The organism is Pseudomonas sp. GM74 (assembly GCF_000282455.1).
Lineage (GTDB): Bacteria > Pseudomonadota > Gammaproteobacteria > Pseudomonadales > Pseudomonadaceae > Aquipseudomonas.
Genome location: NZ_AKJG01000003.1, coordinates 25,006 through 48,521, shown reverse-complemented (window position 1 = coordinate 48,521; position 23,516 = coordinate 25,006). Strand labels below are relative to the sequence as shown.

General features: G+C 59.1%; 19 protein-coding genes. 9 read left to right on the top strand and 10 right to left on the bottom strand.

Annotated elements, in window-relative coordinates; translation table 11 throughout:
* Positions 1–107: 107 nt before the first annotated feature.
* The 3 genes from PMI34_RS26255 (at position 108) to PMI34_RS27755 (ending at position 4,467) form a co-directional block, all read left to right on the top strand.
* Complete coding sequence (locus PMI34_RS26255) at positions 108–2,978, top strand: EAL domain-containing protein (protein WP_008045578.1); 2,871 nt, start codon at positions 108–110, stop codon at positions 2,976–2,978.
* Positions 2,979–3,176: 198 nt separating this feature from the next.
* Positions 3,177–4,043 (top strand): transcriptional regulator HexR, encoded by an 867-nt coding sequence (gene hexR / locus PMI34_RS26260; protein ID WP_007954250.1) that lies wholly within the window; start codon positions 3,177–3,179, stop codon positions 4,041–4,043.
* Positions 4,044–4,257: 214 nt separating this feature from the next.
* The gene (locus tag PMI34_RS27755) at positions 4,258–4,467 is read left to right on the top strand and encodes a PA3496 family putative envelope integrity protein (RefSeq protein ID WP_007989628.1); all 210 of its coding nucleotides are present in this window, start codon (positions 4,258–4,260) and stop codon (positions 4,465–4,467) included.
* Here PMI34_RS27755 and PMI34_RS26265 read toward each other — a convergent pair.
* Positions 4,409–5,371 (bottom strand): LysR family transcriptional regulator, encoded by a 963-nt coding sequence (locus PMI34_RS26265; RefSeq protein ID WP_007989625.1) that lies wholly within the window; start codon positions 5,369–5,371, stop codon positions 4,409–4,411. The two genes, PMI34_RS27755 and PMI34_RS26265, sit on opposite strands and share 59 nt — an antisense overlap.
* Positions 5,372–5,562: 191 nt before the next feature.
* Between PMI34_RS26265 and PMI34_RS26270 the strand changes: the two genes are divergently transcribed.
* The 4 genes from PMI34_RS26270 (at position 5,563) to PMI34_RS26285 (ending at position 10,767) form a co-directional block, all read left to right on the top strand.
* On the top strand, positions 5,563–6,978 hold the full coding sequence (locus PMI34_RS26270) for an acetyl-CoA carboxylase biotin carboxylase subunit (protein WP_008045577.1): 1,416 nt from the start codon (positions 5,563–5,565) through the stop codon (positions 6,976–6,978).
* An 11-nt stretch (positions 6,979–6,989) separates the two neighbouring features.
* Positions 6,990–8,813 (top strand): sodium-extruding oxaloacetate decarboxylase subunit alpha, encoded by a 1,824-nt coding sequence (oadA, locus tag PMI34_RS26275; protein ID WP_008045576.1) that lies wholly within the window; start codon positions 6,990–6,992, stop codon positions 8,811–8,813.
* A 326-nt stretch (positions 8,814–9,139) separates the two neighbouring features.
* Complete coding sequence (locus PMI34_RS26280; protein WP_008045575.1) at positions 9,140–10,492, top strand: HipA domain-containing protein; 1,353 nt, start codon at positions 9,140–9,142, stop codon at positions 10,490–10,492.
* Positions 10,489–10,767 carry a helix-turn-helix domain-containing protein gene (locus PMI34_RS26285; protein ID WP_008045574.1) on the top strand — a complete coding sequence of 93 codons (279 nt, stop codon included), beginning with the start codon at positions 10,489–10,491 and terminating at the stop codon, positions 10,765–10,767. Before PMI34_RS26280 ends, PMI34_RS26285 begins: the two co-directional genes overlap by 4 nt.
* Before the next feature lie 153 nt (positions 10,768–10,920).
* On the opposite strand, the gene PMI34_RS26290 is transcribed toward PMI34_RS26285, so the two are convergent.
* From PMI34_RS26290 to PMI34_RS26300, 3 genes are read right to left on the bottom strand one after another with little or no spacing between them, the layout of a single operon-like run.
* Positions 10,921–11,592 (bottom strand): GNAT family N-acetyltransferase, encoded by a 672-nt coding sequence (locus tag PMI34_RS26290; protein WP_008045573.1) that lies wholly within the window; start codon positions 11,590–11,592, stop codon positions 10,921–10,923.
* A gap of 15 nt (positions 11,593–11,607) precedes the next feature.
* Positions 11,608–12,054, bottom strand: coding sequence for a GNAT family N-acetyltransferase (locus tag PMI34_RS26295; RefSeq protein WP_008045572.1), 447 nt, complete (start codon positions 12,052–12,054; stop codon positions 11,608–11,610).
* Positions 12,055–12,064: 10 nt separating this feature from the next.
* On the bottom strand, positions 12,065–12,688 hold the full coding sequence (locus tag PMI34_RS26300; protein ID WP_008045571.1) for an FMN-binding negative transcriptional regulator: 624 nt from the start codon (positions 12,686–12,688) through the stop codon (positions 12,065–12,067).
* A gap of 92 nt (positions 12,689–12,780) precedes the next feature.
* Between PMI34_RS26300 and pdxR the strand changes: the two genes are divergently transcribed.
* On the top strand, positions 12,781–14,334 hold the full coding sequence (gene pdxR, locus PMI34_RS26305) for a MocR-like pyridoxine biosynthesis transcription factor PdxR (RefSeq protein WP_008045570.1): 1,554 nt from the start codon (positions 12,781–12,783) through the stop codon (positions 14,332–14,334).
* Between the two features lie 345 nt (positions 14,335–14,679).
* Entirely contained in the window at positions 14,680–15,138 is a 459-nt protein-coding gene (locus tag PMI34_RS26310; RefSeq protein WP_008045562.1) for a hypothetical protein, read from the top strand.
* 50 nt (positions 15,139–15,188) lie between these two features.
* On the opposite strand, the gene PMI34_RS26315 is transcribed toward PMI34_RS26310, so the two are convergent.
* The 6 genes from PMI34_RS26315 to aspA all read right to left on the bottom strand — a co-directional run bounded on the left by PMI34_RS26315 (position 15,189) and on the right by aspA (position 23,340).
* Entirely contained in the window at positions 15,189–16,289 is a 1,101-nt protein-coding gene (locus PMI34_RS26315) for a polyamine ABC transporter substrate-binding protein (RefSeq protein ID WP_008045560.1), read from the bottom strand.
* Positions 16,290–16,301: 12 nt separating this feature from the next.
* Positions 16,302–17,333, bottom strand: coding sequence for a histone deacetylase family protein (locus tag PMI34_RS26320; RefSeq protein WP_008045558.1), 1,032 nt, complete (start codon positions 17,331–17,333; stop codon positions 16,302–16,304).
* A gap of 264 nt (positions 17,334–17,597) precedes the next feature.
* A complete protein-coding gene (locus PMI34_RS26325; protein WP_008045555.1) occupies positions 17,598–18,596 on the bottom strand; it encodes an AraC family transcriptional regulator in 999 nt (332 codons plus the stop codon).
* 160 nt (positions 18,597–18,756) lie between these two features.
* On the bottom strand, positions 18,757–19,761 hold the full coding sequence (locus tag PMI34_RS26330; protein WP_008045552.1) for an asparaginase: 1,005 nt from the start codon (positions 19,759–19,761) through the stop codon (positions 18,757–18,759).
* A 173-nt stretch (positions 19,762–19,934) separates the two neighbouring features.
* Entirely contained in the window at positions 19,935–21,383 is a 1,449-nt protein-coding gene (locus PMI34_RS26335; protein WP_008045551.1) for an alanine/glycine:cation symporter family protein, read from the bottom strand.
* 532 nt (positions 21,384–21,915) lie between these two features.
* The gene (aspA, locus tag PMI34_RS26340; RefSeq protein WP_008045549.1) at positions 21,916–23,340 is read right to left on the bottom strand and encodes an aspartate ammonia-lyase; all 1,425 of its coding nucleotides are present in this window, start codon (positions 23,338–23,340) and stop codon (positions 21,916–21,918) included.
* Between the last annotated feature and the right edge of the window lie 176 nt (positions 23,341–23,516).

Sequence of the window (23,516 nt, the reverse complement as noted above, 5' to 3'; positions counted from 1 at the left end):
ATATGGCGATTTATTGATCAGCAGCAGTTTGGTCCGGGCAATTGCTTGTGTATGCTCCGAGCAGTTTCGGGCCCATGCTCATCATTATAAGAACAAGAACATCGCCTATGACCCTCAGCTTCGACCTGTCGGGCCCCACTGTGGAGCCTCGGGTGATCCGTAAACAGTACGCCATGGAAATGGCGGTCGAGCGCACGCGCCTGTTGTATCAAGGCTCGTTGCTGCCCACATTGTTCATGCTGATCAATGGCCTGGTCTGTGCCGGTTTGCTCTGGAGCCCGCAGCGCTATTTCCTGGTCAGTGTCTGGCTGGTGTGGTTGTTGTCTTTGGTGGCATTGCGGGTGATTCAGGTCGCGGCCTTCGATTCGGCCATTCCCAACCGTCAGGCCCATCCCATTTGGCGACGGATGTTTTTGCTGGGCTCCGGCCTCACTGGTCTGACCCTGGCCGGTGCCGGCATCGCTCTGGTTCCCGCCGATAACTTCATTCAGCAAGCCTGGGTCTTCGGCCTCATCGGTGCCGCAGCGCTCTCGGCCAGCGTGGCTTATGCGGTCAGCTTGCCGGCATTTCTGTCATTCACCTTGCCCTGCCTGTTACCGGCCATCGCCTATATGTTCTGGGGGGCTGACGAACAGCAGCAGGGCTGGGGCTGGTTCGGGCTGATCCTGCTCGGTGCATTGAGCGTGGTTGCCTGGCAAGTCAATCGATTGATCGATCGGGGCTTGATGCGACGCTTTCAGAACCAGGCGCTGATCGAGCATCTACAGCAGGCGCAAAGTTGCAGTGATCAGCTCAATCAGAAGCTGGCCAAGGAGATAGAACAGCGCCGACGTGCCGAGGACGAGTTGCGAGAGATCCAGGTCGACCTGGAAAACCGAGTCGCTCAGCGCAGCCTGGAACTGGACGCCGCCAACCAGGCACTGAGCAAGAGTGAGGCGCGTCTGGCGCTGGCATTGAAGGCCAGCGAGTTGGGGTTGTGGGACTGGAACCTGCAAACCGACGAAGTCCATCACACGCAGATTCAGGAATTGTTCGGCCTGGAGCCGGAGCAGGTCACCGCATTACTGCGCCACCTCAAGCCGCGCCTTCATCCTGAGGATCTTCCTGCGCTGAAAAGGGCGCTGGTCGAGCATTTGAAGGGTCGCACCGAGGACTATCAAATCGAGTATCGCGTGCGCCATGGCGACGGTCACTGGGTCTGGATCGAAGACCGCGGGCGGGCAGTCGAGCGTGCCGACAACGGCCGGGTGATTCGCATGGTCGGCACTCGCCGCGACATCAGCGCCAGCAAAAGCCTGGAAGAGCAGCGGCAACTGGCGGCGACCGTGTTCGAGGCGGCCAGCGAAGGGATCGTGATTTTCGATCCGAACTACGTCCTGATCGCGATCAACCAGGCCTTCAGTCGGGTGACCGGCTATGACATCGACGACATGATCGGGCGCAATGTCGTTGAGTTGCCATGCAGTCGCGATGCGCGTCGGCATTACGCTGCAATACATCAGGCGCTGGAGCAGCAAGGCAGTTGGCAGGGCGAATTGGTGGAGACCCGCAAGAACGGCGAGATGTATCCGCAATGGTTGCAACTGAATGCCGTGCGCGATACCCGGGGAAATGTAAGCCATATTGTGGGCTTCTTCGCTGATCTCTCGGCCCGCCGAGAATCCGAAGAGCGAATGCGCTATCTGACCCATTACGATGAGCTTACCGGTCTGGCCAACCGCGCGATGTTTCGCGAACGACTCAGCGAGGCTCATCAACGAGTGCGACAGGGCGGTTACCGCAGCCTGGCGTTGCTGCACATCAATCTTGACCGGTTCAAGCAACTCAACGACAGCCTGGGGCATGAAGTCGCCGACCAGTTGTTGCAGAAAATGGCCCGGCGACTGGTGAATGCGTTGCCTGAAGCAGACACCATTGCGCGCCTTTCCGGTGATGAGTTTGCCGTGCTGTTCAACGCCTACGGCAACCTTTCGAGCCTGGCCCGGGTGGCGACTCGTCTGGCGAACAAGTTGCGTCTGCCGGTGACCATTGACGGGCATGAACTGGTGGTCAGCGCGTCGATGGGCATCAGCCTGTTGCCGGACAGCGCGCGGGAAATATCGGCATTGGTCAGTCAGTCGAACATGGCGATGCAGCACGCCAAACACCTGGGTGGCGATAATTTCCAGTTTTACACCGACAGCTTGCAGGCCAGCACGCTGGAGCGATTGCAGTTGGAAAACCACCTGCGCAAAGCCATCGAAGACAAACAACTGAAGGTGTTTTACCAACCGAAACTGTGCCTGGCCACTGGCAGGTTGAATGCCGCCGAAGCCTTGGTGCGTTGGGATCATCCGACCATGGGCCGGGTGCCGCCGGGGGATTTCATCGGCCTGGCTGAAGAGACCGGATTGATCGGCCCGATCGGTGAGTTCGTGTTGCGTCAGGCCTGCTGGCAAGCCTGTGAATGGCAGCGCCAGGGGCTTGAGCCGATACGGGTGTCGGTCAATCTGTCGGTGCATCAACTGCGTCAGGGCAAGCTGGTCAGTCTGGTGCGCCAGGTGCTGGAGGAAACCGGGCTGGCGTCGCACTATCTGGAGCTGGAGCTCACCGAAAGCCAGTTGCTGGACAGTGTCGAACACATCATTGCAACCTTCCAGCAGTTGCGTGATCTCGGGGTGAAATTGGCCATTGACGATTTTGGCACCGGTTATTCGTCCCTGAGCTATCTCAAACGAATCCCCGTGGATTACGTGAAGATTGATCAGGCGTTTATCCGTGGCCTGGGGGAGGGCAGCGAAGACGCGGCGATTACCCGGGCCATCATTGCCATGGCTCACGGTCTCAAACTTAAGGTCGTGGCAGAAGGGGTGGAGCGGGAAGAGCAGCTTGAGTTCCTGAAAGCCGAGTGCTGCGATGAAGTACAGGGTTATTTGATCAGCCGCCCGGTCGAGGCCGAGGCGTTGGCAGGTTTGCTGCACGCGCAAGCCGCAAGCTGAGGGGGATACGTAAGGCGCTTTGTCCTTTAAAACGTGCACTCGGTGCACCTGGACAGGCGCCAGAGTGCTACATGAAGCCCGGGCACGTGAAATCGAGGGATTCGGTAACGCATTGAGCAGGCAAAAAGCCAATTCATGTAGTATAACTACAAGCGTGCTACATCCCCGGCACCTGCCAATAACAAAGAGTCCAGCCCTTTGAATCTGCTGCAACACATCGCCCAGTCTCGCCACCTGTTACGCAAGTCGGAGCTCAAGGTCGCCGACCACGTGCTGCTTGATCCTGCGGCCGTGATGCACAGCTCCATGGCCGACCTGGCCCACAGCGTGGGCATCAGCGAGCCGACCATCGTGCGTTTTTGCCGTGCCATTGGTTGTTCCGGTTTTCAGGACCTGAAACTGAAGCTGGCCCAGAGCCTGGCGGCAGGTGCGAGTTTCGGCCAGTTTGCGATTCACGAAGACGATTCGGTCGCCGACTACAGCCTGAAAATCTTCGACACCACCCTGCATACGCTGATGGAGGTTCGCGAGAAACTCGATCCACTGGAGTTGCAGCGGGCGGTGACACTGATGTCCCAGGCCCAGCGCGTCGAGTTCTACGGCTTCGGCGCCTCGGGTGCGGTCGCTGCGGATGCCCAGCACAAATTCTTCCGCTTGCTGCTCACCGCTGCGGCGTATTCCGACCCGCACATGCAGGCGATGTCGGCCGTGACGCTCAAGCCAACCGACGTGGCGATCTGCATTTCCCAGTCCGGGCGTTCCAAGGACCTGCTGATCACCGCCAATCTGGTGCGCGAAAGCGGTGCTTCGTTGATCACCCTGTGCCCGAGCCAGACCCCGTTGGCCGAACTGTCTACGGTCAATCTGGCGATCGATGTACATGAAGACACTGAAATCTATACGCCGCTGACTTCGCGCATCGCCCACCTGGTGGTGATCGACGTGCTGGCGATGGGTGTGGCCATGGCGCGCGGACCGAGCCTGGTCAACCACCTCAAGAGCGTCAAGCGCAGCCTTCGCAGTTTGCGGTTGTCGCCCAAGTCGGTGAAGGCACTGGACGACTGATCTCAAGACTGGCGCGGACCCTGTGGCGAGGGAGCTTGCTCCCGAAGCGGCCTCAAAATTGTGCGACTGCTGCGCAGCCGAGCGGGAGCAAGCTCCCTCGCCACAGGTGCAGCGGCGCCCAACAAAGGTTCATCAGTCTGTAACGCCCAAGCCGCCAAACCGTCATCCCCCGCGCCTATCTTGAAACTCCCGTACTCGCCTTGGGAGACTCGAAATGGCCATGCCCTACGAAGAACGCAACAGCGCTGTCAAAACCCGTCGTCAGCAAGAAGATCAGCGCCGCATGGAATTCCGCCGCGCCATCGAAGATCGCTGCGAACGTCGTCAGCTTCTGGCCGAGATTGGCGATTTCCCAGAGCTGGAGCTCAACTTCTGGCAGTCATCTCCCTCGACTTCCCGTCGAAACGCTCAACCAGCGCGCTGATCTGAATCCGTTCGCTACGAACAAACGCCAGGAAGGCGTGAGCCACCGGTGACAGGCGTTTCGCCTTGGCCTGCACCAGACACCAGCTGCGGTAGAGCGGCAATTCTTCGACCGGCAACTCGATCAGTCCGCCGGTTGCCAGCTCAAGGTTCAGGGCGTGGCGCGTCAATAGCGCAACGCCCAGACCTGCCAGTACACATTCACGCTGGGCTTCGGCAGACGAGACTTCCTGAGTCTGGTTGAAGTGCACACGCTTCTCTTTGAAGTATTCTTCGCACGCCAGCCGCGTCCCGGAGCCTGGCTCACGCAGAAGTAGTGTGTAGGGCTCGAGATCCTGCAGACGCAGCGGCCCCATATGGCACAGCGGGTGATCCGGTGGTGCCACGGCGACGATCGGGTTGTTCAGAAACGGCAGGAATTCCAGGCCCATGTCCTGGGGCACCATGGACATGATCACCAGGTCGTCGCGGTTATCCGACAGGCGCCGAATGACCTGGCCGCGATTGACCACCGTCAGTTGCAGGTTCACTTCCGGGTGCTGGCGTTTGAATGCGGCAAACAAGTGCGGCACGAAATATTTGGCGCTGGATTCCACCGCCAGTTTCAGTTGCCCCTGCAACGAGCCCTGCATGTCCGACAGCTGCATGTCGAGGTTTTCCAGGCGTCCGAAAATATCCCGGCTGGCCCGCTGTAACGCTTCAGCGGCTTCGGTCATGTAGAGTTTTTTGCCGACGTAATCGAACAAAGGCTGGCCAATCAGCTCTTCCAGCTGACGAATCTGTAGGCTGACAGCAGGTTGTGTGAGCGACATTTCCTCGGCCGCTCGGCTGTAGGACCGCAAATCACAGACCTCGTTAAAGATCTGCAATTGCCGCAAAGTCATACGCATCAATGACTTACGCATTATCTGGTCACTCTCGTCGCTGGCTGGTGATTCAACTATAAGTCTTTACTTATGCGCGACCCAATTATTATTCATTTTTGTTAATCCCTTGTGGGCGCTAGTGTGGCCCTGCGACCAAATTGAAACATTTGGTCACGCGTCGACCTGGGTCTAGCAGGTCGTGGGTACCACCGGCTCAAGGGAAACTCCAAGTGATAACAAAGATCCTGATCGCCAACCGTGGTGAGATTGCCGTACGAATCGTACGTGCCTGCGCCGAAATGGGCATTCGCTCGGTCGCGATCTATTCCGATGCCGACCGTCATGCCTTGCACGTCAAGCGTGCGGACGAGGCCCACAGTATCGGTGCCGAGCCGCTGGCCGGTTATCTGAACCCGCGCAAGCTGGTGAACCTGGCTGTGGAAACCGGTTGCGATGCACTGCACCCCGGCTACGGCTTCCTTTCGGAAAACGCCGAGCTGGCGGAGATCTGCGCCGAGCGCGGGATCAAGTTCATCGGCCCGTCGGCAGAAGTGATTCGCCGCATGGGCGACAAGACCGAAGCTCGCCGCAGCATGATCAAGGCCGGCGTACCGGTGACCCCGGGCACTGAAGGCAACGTGTCGGGCATCGAAGAAGCCCTCACCGAAGGCGATCGCATCGGTTACCCGGTGATGCTCAAAGCCACTTCCGGTGGTGGCGGCCGCGGCATTCGTCGCTGCAACAGCCGTGAAGAACTCGAACAAGCCTTCCCTCGGGTCATTTCCGAAGCCACCAAGGCTTTTGGTTCGGCGGAAGTGTTCCTGGAAAAATGCATCGTCAATCCGAAGCATATCGAGGCGCAGATTCTTGGCGACAGCTTTGGCAACGTGGTGCACCTGTTCGAGCGTGACTGCTCGATCCAGCGCCGCAACCAGAAGCTGATCGAGATCGCCCCGAGCCCGCAACTGACCCCGGAACAGCGCGCCTACATCGGCGACCTGTCGGTGCGCGCAGCCAAGGCCGTGGGTTACGAGAACGCCGGCACCGTGGAGTTCCTGCTCGCCGAGGGCGAGGTGTACTTCATGGAGATGAACACCCGGGTGCAGGTGGAACACACCATCACCGAAGAAATCACCGGTATCGACATTGTCCGCGAGCAGATTCGCATTGCCTCCGGCCTGCCGCTTTCGGTGAAACAGGAAGACATCCACCACCGTGGTTTCGCCCTGCAGTTCCGGATCAACGCTGAAGACCCGAAGAACAACTTCCTGCCGAGCTTCGGCAAGATCACCCGTTACTACGCACCCGGCGGCCCCGGCGTACGGACCGACACGGCGATCTATACCGGCTACACCATCCCGCCGTACTACGACTCCATGTGCCTGAAACTGGTGGTGTGGGCGCTGACCTGGGAAGAGGCGATGGACCGTGGCTTGCGCGCCCTCGACGACATGCGTCTGCAAGGGGTCAAGACCACCGCCGCGTACTACCAGGAAATCCTGCGCAATCCGGAATTCCGTAGCGGCCAGTTCAACACCAGCTTCGTTGAAAGCCATCCTGAACTGACCAACTACTCGATCAAGCGCAAACCCGAAGAGCTGGCCCTGGCCATCGCCGCCGCCATCGCCGCCCACGCAGGCCTGTGAGGAATAGAACAATGAGCAAGCCCCCTGTTTCTAAAAAGATAAACGTAACCGACACTATCCTGCGCGACGCCCACCAATCGCTGCTCGCGACCCGCATGCGCACCGAAGACATGCTGCCGATCTGCGACAAGCTCGACAAAGTCGGCTACTGGTCGCTGGAGTGCTGGGGCGGTGCAACATTCGACGCCTGCGTACGTTTCCTGAAAGAAGATCCGTGGGAGCGCCTGCGCCAGCTGCGCGCGGCGCTGCCTAACACCCGCCTGCAAATGCTGCTGCGCGGCCAGAACCTGTTGGGCTACCGCCACTACAGCGACGACGTGGTCAAGGCCTTCGTCGCCAAGGCCGCGGTCAACGGCATCGACGTGTTCCGCATCTTCGACGCCATGAACGACGTGCGTAACCTGCGCGTGGCCATCGAAGCGGTGAAAGCCGCCGGCAAACACGCCCAAGGTACTATCGCCTACACCACCAGCCCGGTGCACACCATCGAGGCCTTCGTGAACCAGGCCAAGCAAATGGAAGCCATGGGTTGCGACTCGGTGGCGATCAAGGACATGGCCGGCTTGTTGACCCCGTACGCCACCGGCGAACTGGTCAAGGCCCTGAAAGCCGAACAATCGCTGCCAGTGTTCATTCACTCCCACGACACCGCTGGCCTGGCTGCGATGTGCCAAATGAAGGCCATCGAAAATGGTGCCGACCACATCGATACCGCAATCTCCAGCTTCGCCTGGGGCACCAGTCACCCGGGCACCGAGTCGATGGTCGCCGCCCTTAAAGGCAGCGAGTTCGACACCGGCCTGAACCTGGAACTGCTGCAAGAGATCGGTCTGTACTTCTACGCCGTGCGCAAGAAGTATCACCAGTTCGAAAGCGAGTTCACCGCCGTCGATACCCGCGTTCAAGTCAACCAGGTACCGGGCGGGATGATTTCCAACCTGGCCAACCAGTTGAAAGAGCAGGGCGCACTCAATCGCATGAGCGAAGTGCTGGCCGAAATCCCGCGGGTTCGTGAAGACCTCGGCTTCCCGCCGCTGGTGACCCCGACGTCGCAGATCGTCGGCACCCAGGCGTTCTTCAACGTGCTGGCCGGCGAGCGCTACAAGACCATCACCAACGAAGTGAAGCTGTACCTGCAAGGCGGCTACGGCAAGGCGCCGGGCACAGTGAACGAACAACTGCGTCGCCAGGCCATCGGCAGCGAAGAAGTGATCGACGTGCGCCCAGCCGACCTGCTCAAGCCGGAAATGGCCAAACTGCGTGCCGACATCGGCGCGCTGGCCAAGTCTGAAGAAGACGTGCTGACCTTCGCCATGTTCCCGGACATCGGTCGCAAGTTCCTCGAAGAGCGTGCTGCGGGCACCCTGACACCTGAAGTGCTGTTGCCGATTCCTGAAGCCGGCGGCGTCGCCTCGGCTGGTGGCGAAGGCGTACCGACCGAGTTCGTCATCGACGTTCACGGCGAAACCTACCGCGTCGACATCACCGGTGTGGGCGTCAAGGCCGAAGGCAAGCGTCACTTCTACCTGTCCATCGACGGCATGCCGGAAGAAGTGGTGTTCGAACCGCTCAACGAATTCGTCGGCGGCGGCAGCAGCAAGCGCAAGCAAGCCACTGCACCGGGTCACGTCAGCACCACTATGCCGGGCAACATCGTCGACGTGCTGGTCAAGGAGGGTGACACCGTCAAGGCAGGCCAGGCTGTGTTGATCACCGAAGCGATGAAGATGGAAACCGAAGTCCAGGCAGCCATCGCCGGTAAAGTCACCGCCATTCACGTGGCCAAGGGCGACCGGGTGAACCCGGGCGAGATCCTGATCGAGATCGAAGGCTGAGTTAACAGCCTCGATACAACGCTTTAAACCTCGGGGGGGCATGTGCTCCCCTTTTTTTATGCTCTGGATTTGGCGATCAGACGCTCATCCCCTGTTGTCGCGACCGACTTTTCCGGCATCGTCCGTAAAGCAATTTCTGGTTTTGTGGCTTTCGAACTATTGGTTCGGCGGGATCTGCATTATTTTGCGTTTTTTTGCCACGCAAGTGGTTTGATCTGCATTTTAATACACATAGCCACTGTGCCTGCGCTCTTTATGTGCACTATATTGCGTTCAAGGCGATAATCAGCCATGAGAACATGCAATTAAATGCAGGTGGTGACGACATGTACGATCTGACTCTACAGATCTATTGGGCAGGAAACTGGCACGACGCCATGATTTTGAGCTTCGACAGCCCTGAAAAAGGCTTCGAAAGTCGCTGCAGTTTTGGCTACCAGCAAACGTATCTTTTTGAAAATTACGAAGATATTGGAACTCCGTTCGCCAAGGCAGTGAGCGCGAGATTCCCTTTGGATTGGGATGGCAGACGATCCAATGCGCCAGCATTTGTACATGATGTTGCACCGGCAGGGGCAGCCAAAAGGTTCCTTTTAGCGCATATAGGCAAAGACAAGCCCGCGGACGTAAGTGCAGACCTTTACCTGCTGGCCAGAAGCACGCCGGCGCCGATCGGAAATATGCGAGTCAAGGCGTCTGCCGAAGCAGTGGATCAGCGTGAGCCGATTGGTTTTGAGCGCCAGGACGTCATCAGTCGCAATAATCGATTTCTTGAGTATGCCTACGAGCAGGGGGCTGCCATTGGTGGCGCAACAGGTGCAGGTGGCGAGGCTCCGAAGCTTTTGTTGGCCCAGAACAAGGCGGGGCTACTGTACCCGGATGCAGTACTTGACGACGCCGATGTCACTCAACATTGGTTTGTGAAGTTCGCCCGCAACAAAGGGCTGGAAACTGATCAGGTAATCCTAAGAAGCGAGTATCACTATTACAGGGCGCTCCAGAGTCTGGGGATCGAGACTGTGGCCGTCGAGGGGCTTGCACTGGAAGAAGCGACCAAACCCAGCTTGTGGATGCAGCGTTTTGACCGTCAAGTGACCGACCAAGGCGTCGAGCGCTTTGCCGTGGAGTCAATCTACTCGCTGGCAAACATCACGACAGCGGGTAGCGCTTTGGACCACATGGACGTTATCCGGTTGTTGGCAGGACTTTGGCGTGAGGCGGGGCAGGCGGATCAAATTCCGGATCTCGTTGCCGATTATCTTCGTCGGGATCTGATCAACAAAATCCTCGGCAACTCAGATAACCACGGACGCAATATCGCAATCATCCGTGATGACACCTCGTTTCGTCTTGCACCCATTTATGATTTAGCACCCATGGTGATGGACGACGAAGGTGTGACACGGACCACCAAGTGGCCAAAAGAACTGGAGAGAGCGGGTGACGTTGATTGGCGCGGGGTGTGCCGTACATTGGCCGACATCGCTGATCCGGATGATCCATTAGCCGCTTTGAGTGACGTGCAGGATTCATTTGAGCGCCTGCGTGACGATGCAAATCGCCTGATGGCACTCCCCGACATTCTCTCGGCCAGCGGTCTGCCTGGACAGACAATGAATCACCCACAAATTGCATTGAAAAATCTGGAGCAACGTTTGAAAGAGTGGGGCTTGAAATGAGCATGACCGTTGCTGAGCGCACAGTGCTCATAGAAAGCATTCAAGAGGCTTTGGCTCAGGGCACTCTTGAAATAGGCGAAGCGGTTCGCCGTTTGCGAGTCGAAGTCACCGGTTTGCACCAGACCCAATTCGCCAAAATGTGCAAAATCTCGGTGCGCACGCTGGTGCACATTGAACATGCAGAAGGGAATCAGACGCTGAAGTCTTTGAACGCAGTGTTCCGTCCGTTTGGACTGAAAATGGGTGTGGTGCGGATTCGACGGGATATCAGCTGAAACTGCTCCGATTGCACATCCTGATTCAGGACGGTTGTGACGCCTTGGATGCGTTGGGCTGACGCAAAGGATCGCAGCCTTCGGCAGCTCTACAGGATATACACCGACCCTATAGGAGCTGCCGAAGGCTGCGATCTTTTGCTTTTGGTTCTTTTAGCCGCGACACTCAACGAGGCTTTTCAACTGCCCCGACCCCGTCTGGTTCTCATCACTCAGCCACTTCTCAAACCCGGCCCCAATCGCCGGCCATTCGGAATCCAGGATCGAGTACCACGCCGTATCGCGGTTCTGCCCCTTGACCACCATGTGCTGGCGAAACACACCCTCAAAACTGAAGCCCAGGCGCTCGGCCGCGTATTTGGAGCGGGCGTTGGCGTTGTTGCATTTCCATTCCAGGCGACGGTAGCCCAGGGCAAAGGATTCCTTGGCCAACAGGTAAACCGCCTCGGTGCTTTTCGGCGAGCGCTGCATCGGGGCGCCGAAGGTGACGTGGCCGATTTCGATGCGGCCCTGAGCCGGGACGATGGACATCAGGCTGAGAATGCCCTGGACCTCGCCGCTGGCGCGGTCGATCACGCTGAAGAAATACGGGTCGCTGCTGGCCGCGTGGTTGTTCAGCCAGTCGTTGAAGACGCTGCGCTCCGGGAAGGGGCCGTAAGGCAGATAGTCCCAGAGTTTCGGGTCGGCGCCGGGGCCTTGCAGGGCGTTGAACAGGTCGTCGCCGTGGCGCGCCGGGTCGAGTTTTTCCAGGCGGATGTAACGCCCTTCGATCAGTTGGGTCGTGGGGGCCGGGACGCCTTTCCAGTCGGCGAGTGAAATCGACATGTGTTCTCCTTGAACCTAGATGGCTTTGCGAAACTGGATGAAACCCGGGCGTTCGGCGATGCGCTCGTAGAGCTGGATCGCGGTGGCGTTGGATTCGTGGGTCAGCCAGTGGACCTTGTTACAGCCGTCGGCCTTGGCCGTGGTGTAGACGAACTCGATCAACTGGCGGCCGACGCCGGTGCCACGGGTTTGCGGGACCACCAGCAAGTCTTGCAGGTAGCAGGAGTTCTCGATGGCCCAGTTCGAACGATGGTAGATGAAATGCACCATGCCCACCGCTTTACCGTCGGCCCAGGCGAGGGCGGCGTGGGTTGGTTCGCTCGGGTCGAGCATGCGCTGCCAGGTGCTTTGGGTAACGGCCTGCGGCAGTTCGGTGTTGTAGAAGCGCAGGTAGGCTTGCCACAACGGCAACCAGGCCGCGTGATCACCGGTGGTGACTTGGCGAATGTCGATCTGACTCATGGTGATTTCCTTAGCGCATCAATTGGGCGAGGGTTTGGTCAGTTACGTCGGGACTGGCTGCCAGGCCTTTGCGCACGCCGTCGATGTCGGCGGGGCTGCGGTTCTGGCTGAGCTTGCGCTTGCCTTCCAGACGGTCGATGGGAATGGCGAAACCGACGATGGCCTTGAGCATGCCGTCGATGTAATCGGCGGGGGCATCGGCCACTGACCACGGTTGGGCGCGGCCAGCTTCATGACGATCGGTGAGGGTACTGACGATGTCGAGCAGCCGTCCGCCATCGCTGAAGGTTTCGGCTCGGCCATAGGCGTGGACTGCGATGTAGTTCCAGGTTGGCACGACTTTGCCGTGTTCGGCCTTGCTCGGGTAGAAGCCAGGGCTGACGTAGGCGTCGGCACCGGCAAAGATCAGCAGGGCTTCGGCGCCGTCGCGCAGGTCTTTCCACTGTGGATTGGCTTTGGCCAGATGCCCGTACAGCGTGCCGTTCGAACCTTGTTCGCAATGCAGCAGCACAGGTACATGGCTGGCTTGCAGGCCACTTTCACCGTGGGTCACCAATATGGCGAGGCGGGTGGCGAGGATCAGTTCATGCAGTTGGGACAACTCGTCGATGGCAAAAGCACGTGGCGTGTACATGGAGATATTTTCCTTGGCGAATGCCTGCATCCTAGGCAGGCTATTGGTCTGTTGTAAGAGCCATTAATGACCAATTTCATAGGTCCATTGCGATGACTAGCGAACCACTGTCCTTGACCTTCAACCCGGCGGGTATCGAGCTTGATCGTCGTCAGGGGCTGAGTCGTCAGCTCTACCAGGCATTGCGCGCACGCGTTCTGGACGGGCGACTGGCCAGCGGCACGCGTCTGCCGGCCAGTCGTGATCTGGCTGCCGCGCTGGCGATTTCCCGAAACAGCGTGGTGCGTGCCTACGATCAGCTGTACGCCGAAGGGTTTATCGAAGGACGGGTAGGCGACGGGACTTACGTTGCGCAATTACCCCAGGCAACCTTGCCGGCAAAAAAACTATCCACAAAAGTATCCACAGGGTTTTCAACAGGCTTACCCACAGCTTTATCCACAAATTGGCTTGATTTGCCTGTGGATTCATCCAGCAAAGTTACCCACAGGGACGCCTTGGCCCGCGTTGAAAAGAACCATTTACCCATGCCGCCCAGTGGTCCGCCCAGGGCTTTTCGGGTCGGTGTTCCGGCATTCGATCTGTTTCCGTTCGAGGTCTGGGCCAAGCTGAATGCGGCTTTCTGGCGTAAACCGGATTTCCAGCAGTTGTGCTACGGCGACCCGGCAGGCGATGCGCGCTTGCGGGGGATGATCGCGGCGTATCTACGCAGCTCGCGGGGCATGCAGTGCACAGCTGAACAAATTGTGATCACCAGTGGCGCACAGCAGGGAATCAGCCTTTGTGCACAGCTGCTGGTGGAGCCGGGCGACGGTGTGGCGATTGAAAACCCGGGGTATCGGGCGGCAGGGCATGCGTTCGCCGTGGCGGGGGCGCGACTGCACGGGGTGGCAGTGGACAGCGAGGGCATCAATTGCAGCGAACTGACAGGGCTCGATGATTGTCGGCTGACCTATGTCACACCGTCACATCAGTATCCCACCGGCGTGGTCATGAGCCTGGCGCGGCGCCTGGAGTTGCTGGCCTGGGCCGAGCGCACCCAAGGCTGGATCGTCGAGGATGACTATGATGGCGAGTACCGATACAGCGGCGCGCCACTGGCACCTTTGGCTGCGCTCGATCGTCACGGGCGGGTGTTGTATGTCGGCACGTTCGGCAAGGTCGCGTTTCCGGCATTGCGTCTCGGTTATCTGGTGCTGCCACCGGGGCTGGTGCAGGTCTTTGCGCAACGACGCGCGGTGGACGTACGGCATTCTGAAGTCAGCACCCAGGCGGTGATGGCCGAGTTCATGGCGACCGGGCATTTCCAGCGCCACATCCGGCGCATGCGGCGGGCGGCGCTGAGTCGGCGCAATGCCTTGCTCAATGGTTGGCCTATGGATATTCCGGGTATCGGCAAGTTGCCCACTGTTGCCGCGGGGTTGCACATGACAGTACTGGTCGACAGCGTGGAACGTGAACGTGAGTTGATTGAGTTGGCGGGCAGTGTCGATGTCGAGGTCAACGGCTTGAGCGGTTACTGGCTGCCGGAGTCCGCAACCCCGATGGATCAACGCGCCGGTCTGGTGCTGGGTTTTGCCGCGGTGCCCGAAAAGGCGATCGAGGCGGCATTGCAACGGTTGCGGGCGGTGTGGCGTGCGGACTGAAGCGCGCGAGGTTTACATAACGACGCGGACTGCGGATTGCCGGGTCGACCAGTTCCGTGGCCTCTTTTTTCGGGGCAGGTAACCCTCCACGTTGTAGCCAGGTTATATAGTTAAATATCGAAGTATTAGTTGTAACAAATTTATATGAAACACTTTCAGGGTTGACCGAGCACGTCAATGCGCATAAATAATTGGTGCGTAACGGAGGAAGTGTGTGCGCTTGCGAAATCGATAATTGCTGTCGTGTATTCTTATTGCCGTTTTATAAGATTTTTATCATTCGACCCTATGAAGTCATGACCTGAATTCGAGCATTTTTTGCTTGGACTCATCAAGGAATACTCTATGAAACACTTACACGCAAAGTGTCTGAAGGCAGCGCTGGAAGCAACGAGGTGCCAAGGCCTGCGGCAGGTAAAGGACGACTACTTCACTGCATCGATTGACGGTGTTGCCTTTACCGCCGACGACGTTCAAGGTTTTATCAGTTTTGGTGTCAAAATTGTGGTGGGGGTCATTAATGAGGGAAATAATCGGCGATATATATCCGTGGCGGCCGATGACGATCTTGGTGACGGCGAGTATGATGTCAGTCTCGATGGAAAAGTCACCATTGGTTATATAATAGAAAAAGCCGGGGAGCCGACTCTGGAGTATCCTGCTGAGTCTGGTCGAGCTCATATTTGTGGTGAAGGTAATCGACAGGAGTTCTCTGGTTCTTTCAATGTGACATTGATTGACGAATCGCCTTACAAAGAAATTGAAGCAACTTTCAAAGTGACAAATTTGCAACAACTTTCCTGAGTTTTAACAATAAAACCTCCTGCCAACAACGGCAGGAGGTTTTTCTGATCTCAAGTCCCGGACTTGATCTTGGTCCAGGCCCGGGTCCGTGCACGTTCGGCATCGCGCGGCAGCGGTTGCAGGGTGTAGAGCGTGCCCATCGCCGCATCGGTCGGGTACAGGTTGGGGTTGTTGCGGATCGCCGGGTCGACCAGTTCCGTGGCGTCCTTGTTCGGGTTCGGGTAACCGACAAAGTCACTGACCGGTGCAATCACTTGCGGCTGCAGCAGGTAGTTGATGAAGGTGTAGGCGTCTTCGGGGTTTTTCGCCCCCTTCGGAATTGCCAGCATGTCGAACCAGATCGGCGCGCCTTCCTTCGGCAAACGCATGTCGACGACCACACCGTTCTTGGCTTCCTTGGCCCGGTTGGCGGCTTGCGAGAAGCTGCCGGAATAACCGACCGCGACGCAGATGTCACCGTTGGCGATATCGGCCATGTACTTCGATGAGTGGAAGTAGGTGATGTACGGGCGGATCTTCATCAGCAGCGCTTCAGCCTTGTCGTAGTCCGCAGGCTTTTTGCTGTTGGGGTCCAGGCCGAGGTGTTGCAGAGCCAGCGGCAAGATCTCCGAGGGCGAGTCGAGCAGGGCGACGCCGCACTGCTTGAGCTTGCTGATGTTCTCTACCTTGAAGATCAGGTCCCAGCTGTCCACTGGCGCGTTGTCGCCGAGCACGGCCTTGACCTTGTCCGGGTTGAAGCCGATCAGGATGGTCCCGTACATGTAAGGCACGGCGAACTTGTTGCCCGGGTCGTTGGCCTCGATCAGCTTCATCAGCTTGGGATCGAGGTGGTTCCAGTTCGGCAACTTGCTGCGGTCCAGTGGCTGGAACACGCCGGCTTCGATCTGCTTGGCGAGGAACACGTTGGACGGCACCACCACGTCGTAGCCGGAGTTGCCGGTCAGCAACTTGGCTTCCAGTGCTTCGTTGGTGTCGAAAATGTCGTAGACCAGCTTGGTCTGGCTGTTCTGGGCCTTGAAGTCTTCCAGAGCCTTGGGGGTGATGTAGTCGAACCAGTTGTAGACACGCAACGTTCGTTCTTCAGCATGGGCAACGCCACTGAGCACCAGGGCGCCCAGGGCAGGAACGATCAAACGCTTGAGTCTTGTCATTGTTCTAATTCCTCATTGGGCGCTTTCGAAACCTTCGAGAACGTTCACGGCGTTGATGCCGATTTCTTCTACCGCATAGCCGCCTTCCATCACGAACAGCGTCGGTTTGCCGAGAGCCGCAATGCGCTTGCCCATGGCCAGGTAATCCGGGCTGTCGAGTTTGAATTGCGAGATCGGATCGTCCTTGAACGTGTCGACTCCCAAGGAGACCACGACGATGTCGGCGCCGTAGTTTTCGATCTCTTTGCAGGCCTGTTCCAGCGCTGCGCTCCAGGTGTCCCAGCCCGAACCTGCGGCCAGAGGATAGTTGAAGTTGAAGCCCTCGCCGGGGCCCTCGCCCAATTCGTCTTCATAGCCGAGGAAGAACGGAAACTCGGCTTCCGGGTGGCCATGGATCGAAGTGAACAGCACGTCGCTGCGTTCGTAGAAAATCGACTGGGTGCCGTTGCCATGGTGGTAATCGACGTCGAGGATCGCAACCTTCTTGTGGCCCTGATCAAGGAAGGCCTGGGCGGCAATGGCCGCGTTGTTGAGGTAGCAATAACCTCCCATCAAATCGCTGGCGGCGTGGTGTCCCGGTGGACGGCATAGGGCGAAAGCGGAACGGGCGCCGCGCTGGATTTCAGCTTGGGCGGTGAGCGCAACTTGTGCTGCGCTGTACGCCGCTTGCCAGGTGCCGGCGGTGATCGGGGCGCCGCCGTCGAAGCTGTAATAGCCGAGCTGGCCGTGAAGGCTGGTCGGTTTGATCGCACGCAAGGTGCGTGCAGGCCAGGTGTAGGGCAGCAGGTCACCGTCGGTGTTGAATTCGGTCCAGCGTGCCCAGGCACCCTTGAAGAAGTCGAGGTAGTCGCGGCTGTGGATGCGTTCGATCGGTCCGAGGCCGAAATCCTTCGGCGCTTCGACAGGGCCGAGATTTTGATTTTGCACCCGTGCCAGCACGTGATCGGCACGTGAAGGCATTTCGAAGCAGGGCTTGAGTTGCCCGTCTATCAATTCACAACGGCCGTGGTGCAGGTGGTGATCGTTCGAGTAGATCGTCAGCATTTTGTTGTTCTCCGCAGGCTGATTCGGTTGAACACAGTCTTGCGGCACGGACGATTTCGGAGAACGGCAGGAAAGGCCAAAAGGGGATCGATATGGCCAAAACTTTTGACCGAAATTCGCCCCTTACTTGCACGGCTGAGTTTCAGGTGAGTGCATGAAATGTTAAACCTGTGGGAGCGGGCTTGCCCGCGAAAGCGGTGTTCCAGCCAATGGAGATGTATCGGTTGTACTGGCCTCTTCGCGGGCAAGCCCGCTCCCACAGGGTTAGCCGTGTGGCCTGAACTGACTCGGCGCGACACCACTCCAGCGCACGAACGCATGGCGAAAACTCGCGGTCTCGCTGAAGCCCAGCGCCTCGGCAATCTGATAGATCGGCAATTGATCCTCGCAAAGCATTTGCTTGGCCTGCTCAAAGCGCAATTCGTCGAGCAGCTCCTGATAGCTGCAACCCATGTCCTTGAGATGCCGGCGCAAGGTCCGCGCCGAACAGTTCATTTGCCCGGCCAGCCCCTCCAGCCCGGGCGCCGCATTCAATTGCGCGCTGAGCAATTGGCGGATCCGTCCCAGCCAGGCCTGGCGCCCGGTGAATTCGAGGTTCTGTTTGCGGCAGCGTTCGGCCATGGCTTGATGGGTGATGACATCGGCCAGCGGCAGTGGCTGGTCGAGCCAGCGCTTGTCGAAGGCGAAGGCGTTGTTCCGCGCGCCGAAGTGCAACGGGCAGTTGAAGTGTTCGGCGTAGGTCGCTTCGTAGTCGGGCGCGGCATGTTCGAAGCGTGCGCCGAGCAAGGGCAGAGGATGGCCAAGCAGGTCGTCGCAAGTGACTTTCAGCGACACCAGGCAGAACTCGGCGTTGAACACCGCCATGGCCGGGCTCTCGCGGTAATCGGCGGCGGCGAACCAGATGCGCTCGCCATCGTCTTCAAGACTCAACTCGAAAAGTGTTCCCAGCAGCGCCGGATAGCGTATCGCCAGCCGCAATGCGTCACCGAAGGTGGCACTGGTGAGCAGTGCGTAACCGAGCATGCCGTAGCAGGAAACGTGCATCCGCCGACCCAGTTCCAGGCCGATGTCACGCTTGAGGGCAACGGCGTTGGCACAGACCTGCATCTCTTGATTGGTGGTGATGCGCGTGTCGGCCCGGTTCAGATCCGCCGCACTGATGCCGCTGCCGGCCAGTAGCGCTTCGCTGGACAAGCCTTGTGCCTTGAAGGCATCGAGTACCAGGGAGACCGCGTTGAGGGTGGTGAGGTGGGAGTGGAGCATGAGGACTTCCAGCCTTGGGATGCTGGAATGCGGAGCAAGTTGTGTGCCGATGACCCCTGTGGGAGCGGGCTTGCTCGCGAAAGCGGTCGTCCTGTCACATCACTGCTGGATGTGCCGTCGTCTTCGCGAGCAAGCCCGCTCCCACAGGTTTTGTGTTTTGTCAGCTCAGTTCGCCGCAAAGGTCGAGTTCGACAAGTCGACGGATTTCGTCCGTTTCAAGCCCCGCCCCCAACAACCCATGCAACTTGCCAAATGCCGCTTCACGGGTCATGCCGCCACCGGAGAGCACACCGACACCGCGCAAGCGACTGCCTGCCTCATAGACGTCCAGTTCAACCCCGCCTTCGTGGCATTGCGTCACCGCGACCACCATCACGCCGTTATCCCGAGCACGGCCGAGGCTGGCGAGGAACTCTGGGTTGTCACTCGGCCCGGTGCCGCTGCCGTAGCACTCCAGCACCAGACCTTGAATGCCGCTGTCGAGCAGGCCATCGAGGATCTCGGCACCGATGCCAGGGAACAGCGGCAACACGGCAACCTTCGCCAGTTGTTTTACTTGGTTGTAGTTCAACGCTGTTGGCAGCGAAGAGGCTTTCACACCGCCACCCTGACGCTCCAGTCGCTTGAATGGATGACGACCAAAACTGCGAACCTTGGCGCAACGGGTCGGGTCCAGCAGTTCGCCATGGAAGTACAGATGCACACCCGGCGCCAGGCCCTGGCCCAGTGCAACCAGCGCACCGCCGAGGTTTTCCCAGGCGTCGCTATCGGTGACGCCGGCCGGCAGCATCGAGCCGGTGAAGCACACCCGGGCATGCAGTCCGAGCAACTGGAAGCTCATGGCGGCGGCGCTGTAGGCCAGAGTGTCGGTGCCATGCAGGATCAGCACGCTGTCGCAGCCCTGAACATCCACCGCATCGACCACCGCCTCACGCAACTGCTGCCAGTACGTCGGGGTCATGTTGGCGCTGTCTATCAGCGGCGACATTTCACGGAAGCGCCATTGCGGCACCACCAGCTCAGGCTGGCTGTGCAGATAGTCGCGCATCCGCGCTTCGAAGCCGGACGCCGGAGCCAGGCCGTTGGCGCTGGCCTGCATGCCGATGGTGCCGCCGGTGTAGAGCACCATGACGTGCTGGGCGGCAGGGTAGGTCGACGAATTCATGGAAGTTCTCCGAAACAATGACTGCCATTGTGGGAGCGGGCTTGCTCGCGAAGAGGTCAGCACATTCAACACAGGTGTTGGCTGAACGTCCGCCTTCGCGAGCAAGCCCGCTCCCACAATGGATTTGCGCACTCTAGCTGACGGGCGCAAGGGATGCGCCCGCTTTTTACCGATCAGCGTTGCGCTGCGGTCACACCTTGCGGCTCAGCCTGATTCTGAACGGCGGCAGGCGGGTTGGCCGGCCACGCCTGGCGATCCAGGTCCAGGTCCGGGAACCTGGCGGAGTCGAACACCGGCGTCTTGATGCCAGCGGCGCGCTGGTCATCGTAGTCACGCAGGATGCGCATGCCGACCTTGAACAGCAGGAACAGCGCGATCAGGTTGACGAACGCGAGCATGGTCATGGTGATGTCGGCGAAGGCAAATACGGTGCCGAGGTTTTCGATGGCGCCCCAGAAAATCAGCACCAGTACCAGCGCGCGATAGCCCATCAGCGCCTTGCGGTTTTCACCGATCAAAAAGCGCAGGTTGCTCTCGCCAAGGTAGTAGTTGTAGAGGATCGAGGTGAACACGAACAACGCCAGGGCCACGGAGATGAACATCCGTCCCCAGTCACCGACCACGGCGGCAAGCGAGTTCTGGGTCAGGGCAATGCCGTCGCCTTCGAAGCCCGGGGTGTAGAAACCGGAAAGCAGGATCAGTAGCGCGGTGCAGGTGCAAATCACGAAGGTATCGAGGAACACGCTGAACGCCTGGACCACACCTTGTGCCACCGGGTGCTCGACCGCCGCAACCGCCGCCACGTTCGGCGCGCTGCCCAGGCCGGCTTCGTTGGCGAATACGCCACGCTTCACGCCCATGACGATGGCGCTGCCGATCAGGCCGCCGAAGGCCTGGTCCAGACCGAAGGCGCTCTTGACAATGGTCATCAGCATGCCCGGCACCTGGTCGAACTGCAGCACGATCACGTAGATGGTCACGCCGATGTACACCAGGGTTTTCACCGGCACCAGCAGGTCGGCGACCTTGGCGATGCGCTTGATCCCGCCGATGAATACGAGGCCGAGCAGTACGGCCAGGCCGATGCCGGTGTAAGTGGTGTCGAGGCCGAACGCGTTGTTCAGCGAGTGCGTCACGGCGTGGGCTTGCAGGCCGTTGAAGGCGAAGCCGAACGTCACCAGCAACAGGAACGCCATGAGCATGCCCAGCCAACGTTTCTGCAGACCGTGCTGGATGTAGTAGGACGGGCCGCCCCGGAAGGTGCCGTCGGAGTCGGTGCGTTTGTACAGCTGACCGAGGGAGCATTCGAAGAAGCTGCTGGACATGCCGACCAGTGCGGTCACCCACATCCAGAACACCGCGCCAGGCCCACCGAGTGTCACGGCGATGCCGACACCGGCAATGTTGCCCGCACCGACGCGGCCGGCGAGGCTGAGCATCAGGGCCTGGAACGAACTGAGTTGCCCGGCGCTGCTTTTGAGGCTGTCGCGGAACACCGCGAACATGTGGAAGAAGTGACGCAATTGAACGAAACGCGAGCGGATCGTGAAGTAGCTACCGAGCCCGACAATGAGCACGATCAGTACTTTCCCTGAGAGGAAGTCGTTAATGACTTCGAGCATGGATTATTCCTCGCTGTTTTTTGTGTAAGCAACAATGCTGGCCGGACGGACACATCGAGTTACACCCGCTGGCGCACGGCACAACAGGCGGGTCGACGTTCGTCCCGGTTTCATATCGCGGGTTTGTTATTAGTTCGGGTTTCGCATGGGTTGAGGCCTCGCTACCGCCGACCGCTCATGCGAAGAGGGGCGGCACTATACCGATGACAGTGCCGTCCGTCTGCACGGTTGTGGTGCATTCGGTGAAGCGAAGCCTTTGAAACACCTGACATTTTTGTTGTCAGGCTATGTGGGAGCTGCTCTGGGTGGGAGCGGGCTTGCTCGCGAAAGCGGTGTATCAGACACATCATTGTTGAATGTGCCGTCGCCTTCGCGAGCAAGCCCGCTCCCACATTGGTCAGTCCCCAGACATACGGTTTTCACTGGCAAACAGTTAAAAAAAAGGGCCTGGAGAATGATCTCCAGGCCCTCAAAAGGTGAGAGGTGTCTAGTCCCTCGACCTGGTGAGCGGTGCTACAAGTAACGCGTCGGGTTATGCCTTCAGGGGCACCAGACGCGGAGCAATCATGTTTTCCGGGCGCAGGATGTCGGCGAGCATGGCTTCGTCGAGCAGACCTTCTTCGCGCACCAGTTCCAGCACGCCGCGACCGCTTTCAAGGGCGAGGCCGGCGATGCGGGTGGCATTTTTGTAGCCGATGTACGGGTTCAGCGCGGTGACCAGGCCGATCGAGTGCTCGACCAGTTCGCGGCAGCGTGCTTCGTTGGCGGTGATACCGACGATGCAGTGCTCGCGCAGCATGTCCATGGCGCGTTGCAGCAGGCGGATCGAGTCGAAGATCTTGAAGGCGATCAGCGGCTCCATCACGTTCAGTTGCAATTGTCCGCCTTCGGCTGCCATGGTCAGCGCCAGGTCGTTACCGATGACCTGGAAGGCCACCTGGTTAACAGCTTCCGGGATAACCGGGTTGACCTTGCCTGGCATGATCGAGCTGCCTGGCTGACGCGCCGGCAGGTTGATTTCGTTGATGCCGGTGCGTGGGCCGCTGGACAGCAGGCGCAGGTCGTTGCAAATCTTCGACAGTTTGACCGCGGTACGCTTGAGCATGCCGGAGAACAGCACGAAGGCGCCCATGTCGGAGGTAGCTTCGATCAGGTCGGCGGCCGGAACCAGCGGCTGACCGCTGATCAGGGCCAGGCGCTGTACAGCCAGGGCCTGATAGCGCGGATCGGCGTTGATGCCGGTGCCGATCGCGGTGCCGCCCAGGTTCACTTCAGTCAGCAGTTCCGGGGCCAGCGTCTTCAGACGGGCCAGGTCTTCGCCCATGGTGGTGGCGAAAGCGCGGAATTCCTGACCCAGGGTCATCGGCACGGCGTCTTGCAACTGGGTACGACCCATTTTCAGGACGTGGTTGAATTCCTGACCCTTGGCCGCGAACGCCTGAATCAGGCTGTCGAGGCTGGCCAGCAGGGCATCGTGACCCAACAACAGACCCAGACGGATTGCCGTCGGGTAAGCGTCGTTGGTCGACTGCGCCATGTTCACGTCGTCGTTCGGGTGCAGGTACTGGTACTCGCCTTTCTGGTGACCCATAGCCTCCAGTGCGATGTTGGCGATGACTTCGTTGGCATTCATGTTGGTCGAAGTGCCAGCGCCGCCTTGAATCATGTCCACCACGAACTCTTCGTGGAAGTCGCCGCGGATCAAACGTGCACAGGCTTCGCTGATGGCAGCGTGCTTGGCTTCGCTCAGGTGACCCAACTCACGGTTGGCGTCAGCGGCGGCCTGTTTAACCATGGCCAGACCGACAACCAGTTTCGGGTAGTGCGAAATCGGAACACCCGAAAGGCGGAAGTTATTCACCGCTCGCAGGGTCTGGATACCGTAATACGCTTGAGCCGGTACTTCGAGGGCGCCAAGCAGGTCATTTTCTGTGCGGAATGATGCAGCGGAGGACATGATAGAAATCATCTCAATATGGACCCGGTCTGTGCCGGAACGCTGTGAATGCTAGGCTTGTGCGAAATTTTGGGCCAATGCTGTTAAACACTAGCCTATGCACATTCGGCATAATGCCCGTGTGACGCCGGCTTGACGGCGAGCGTGTGACCTAAATTGGTGCGTGTCCGGGAGGG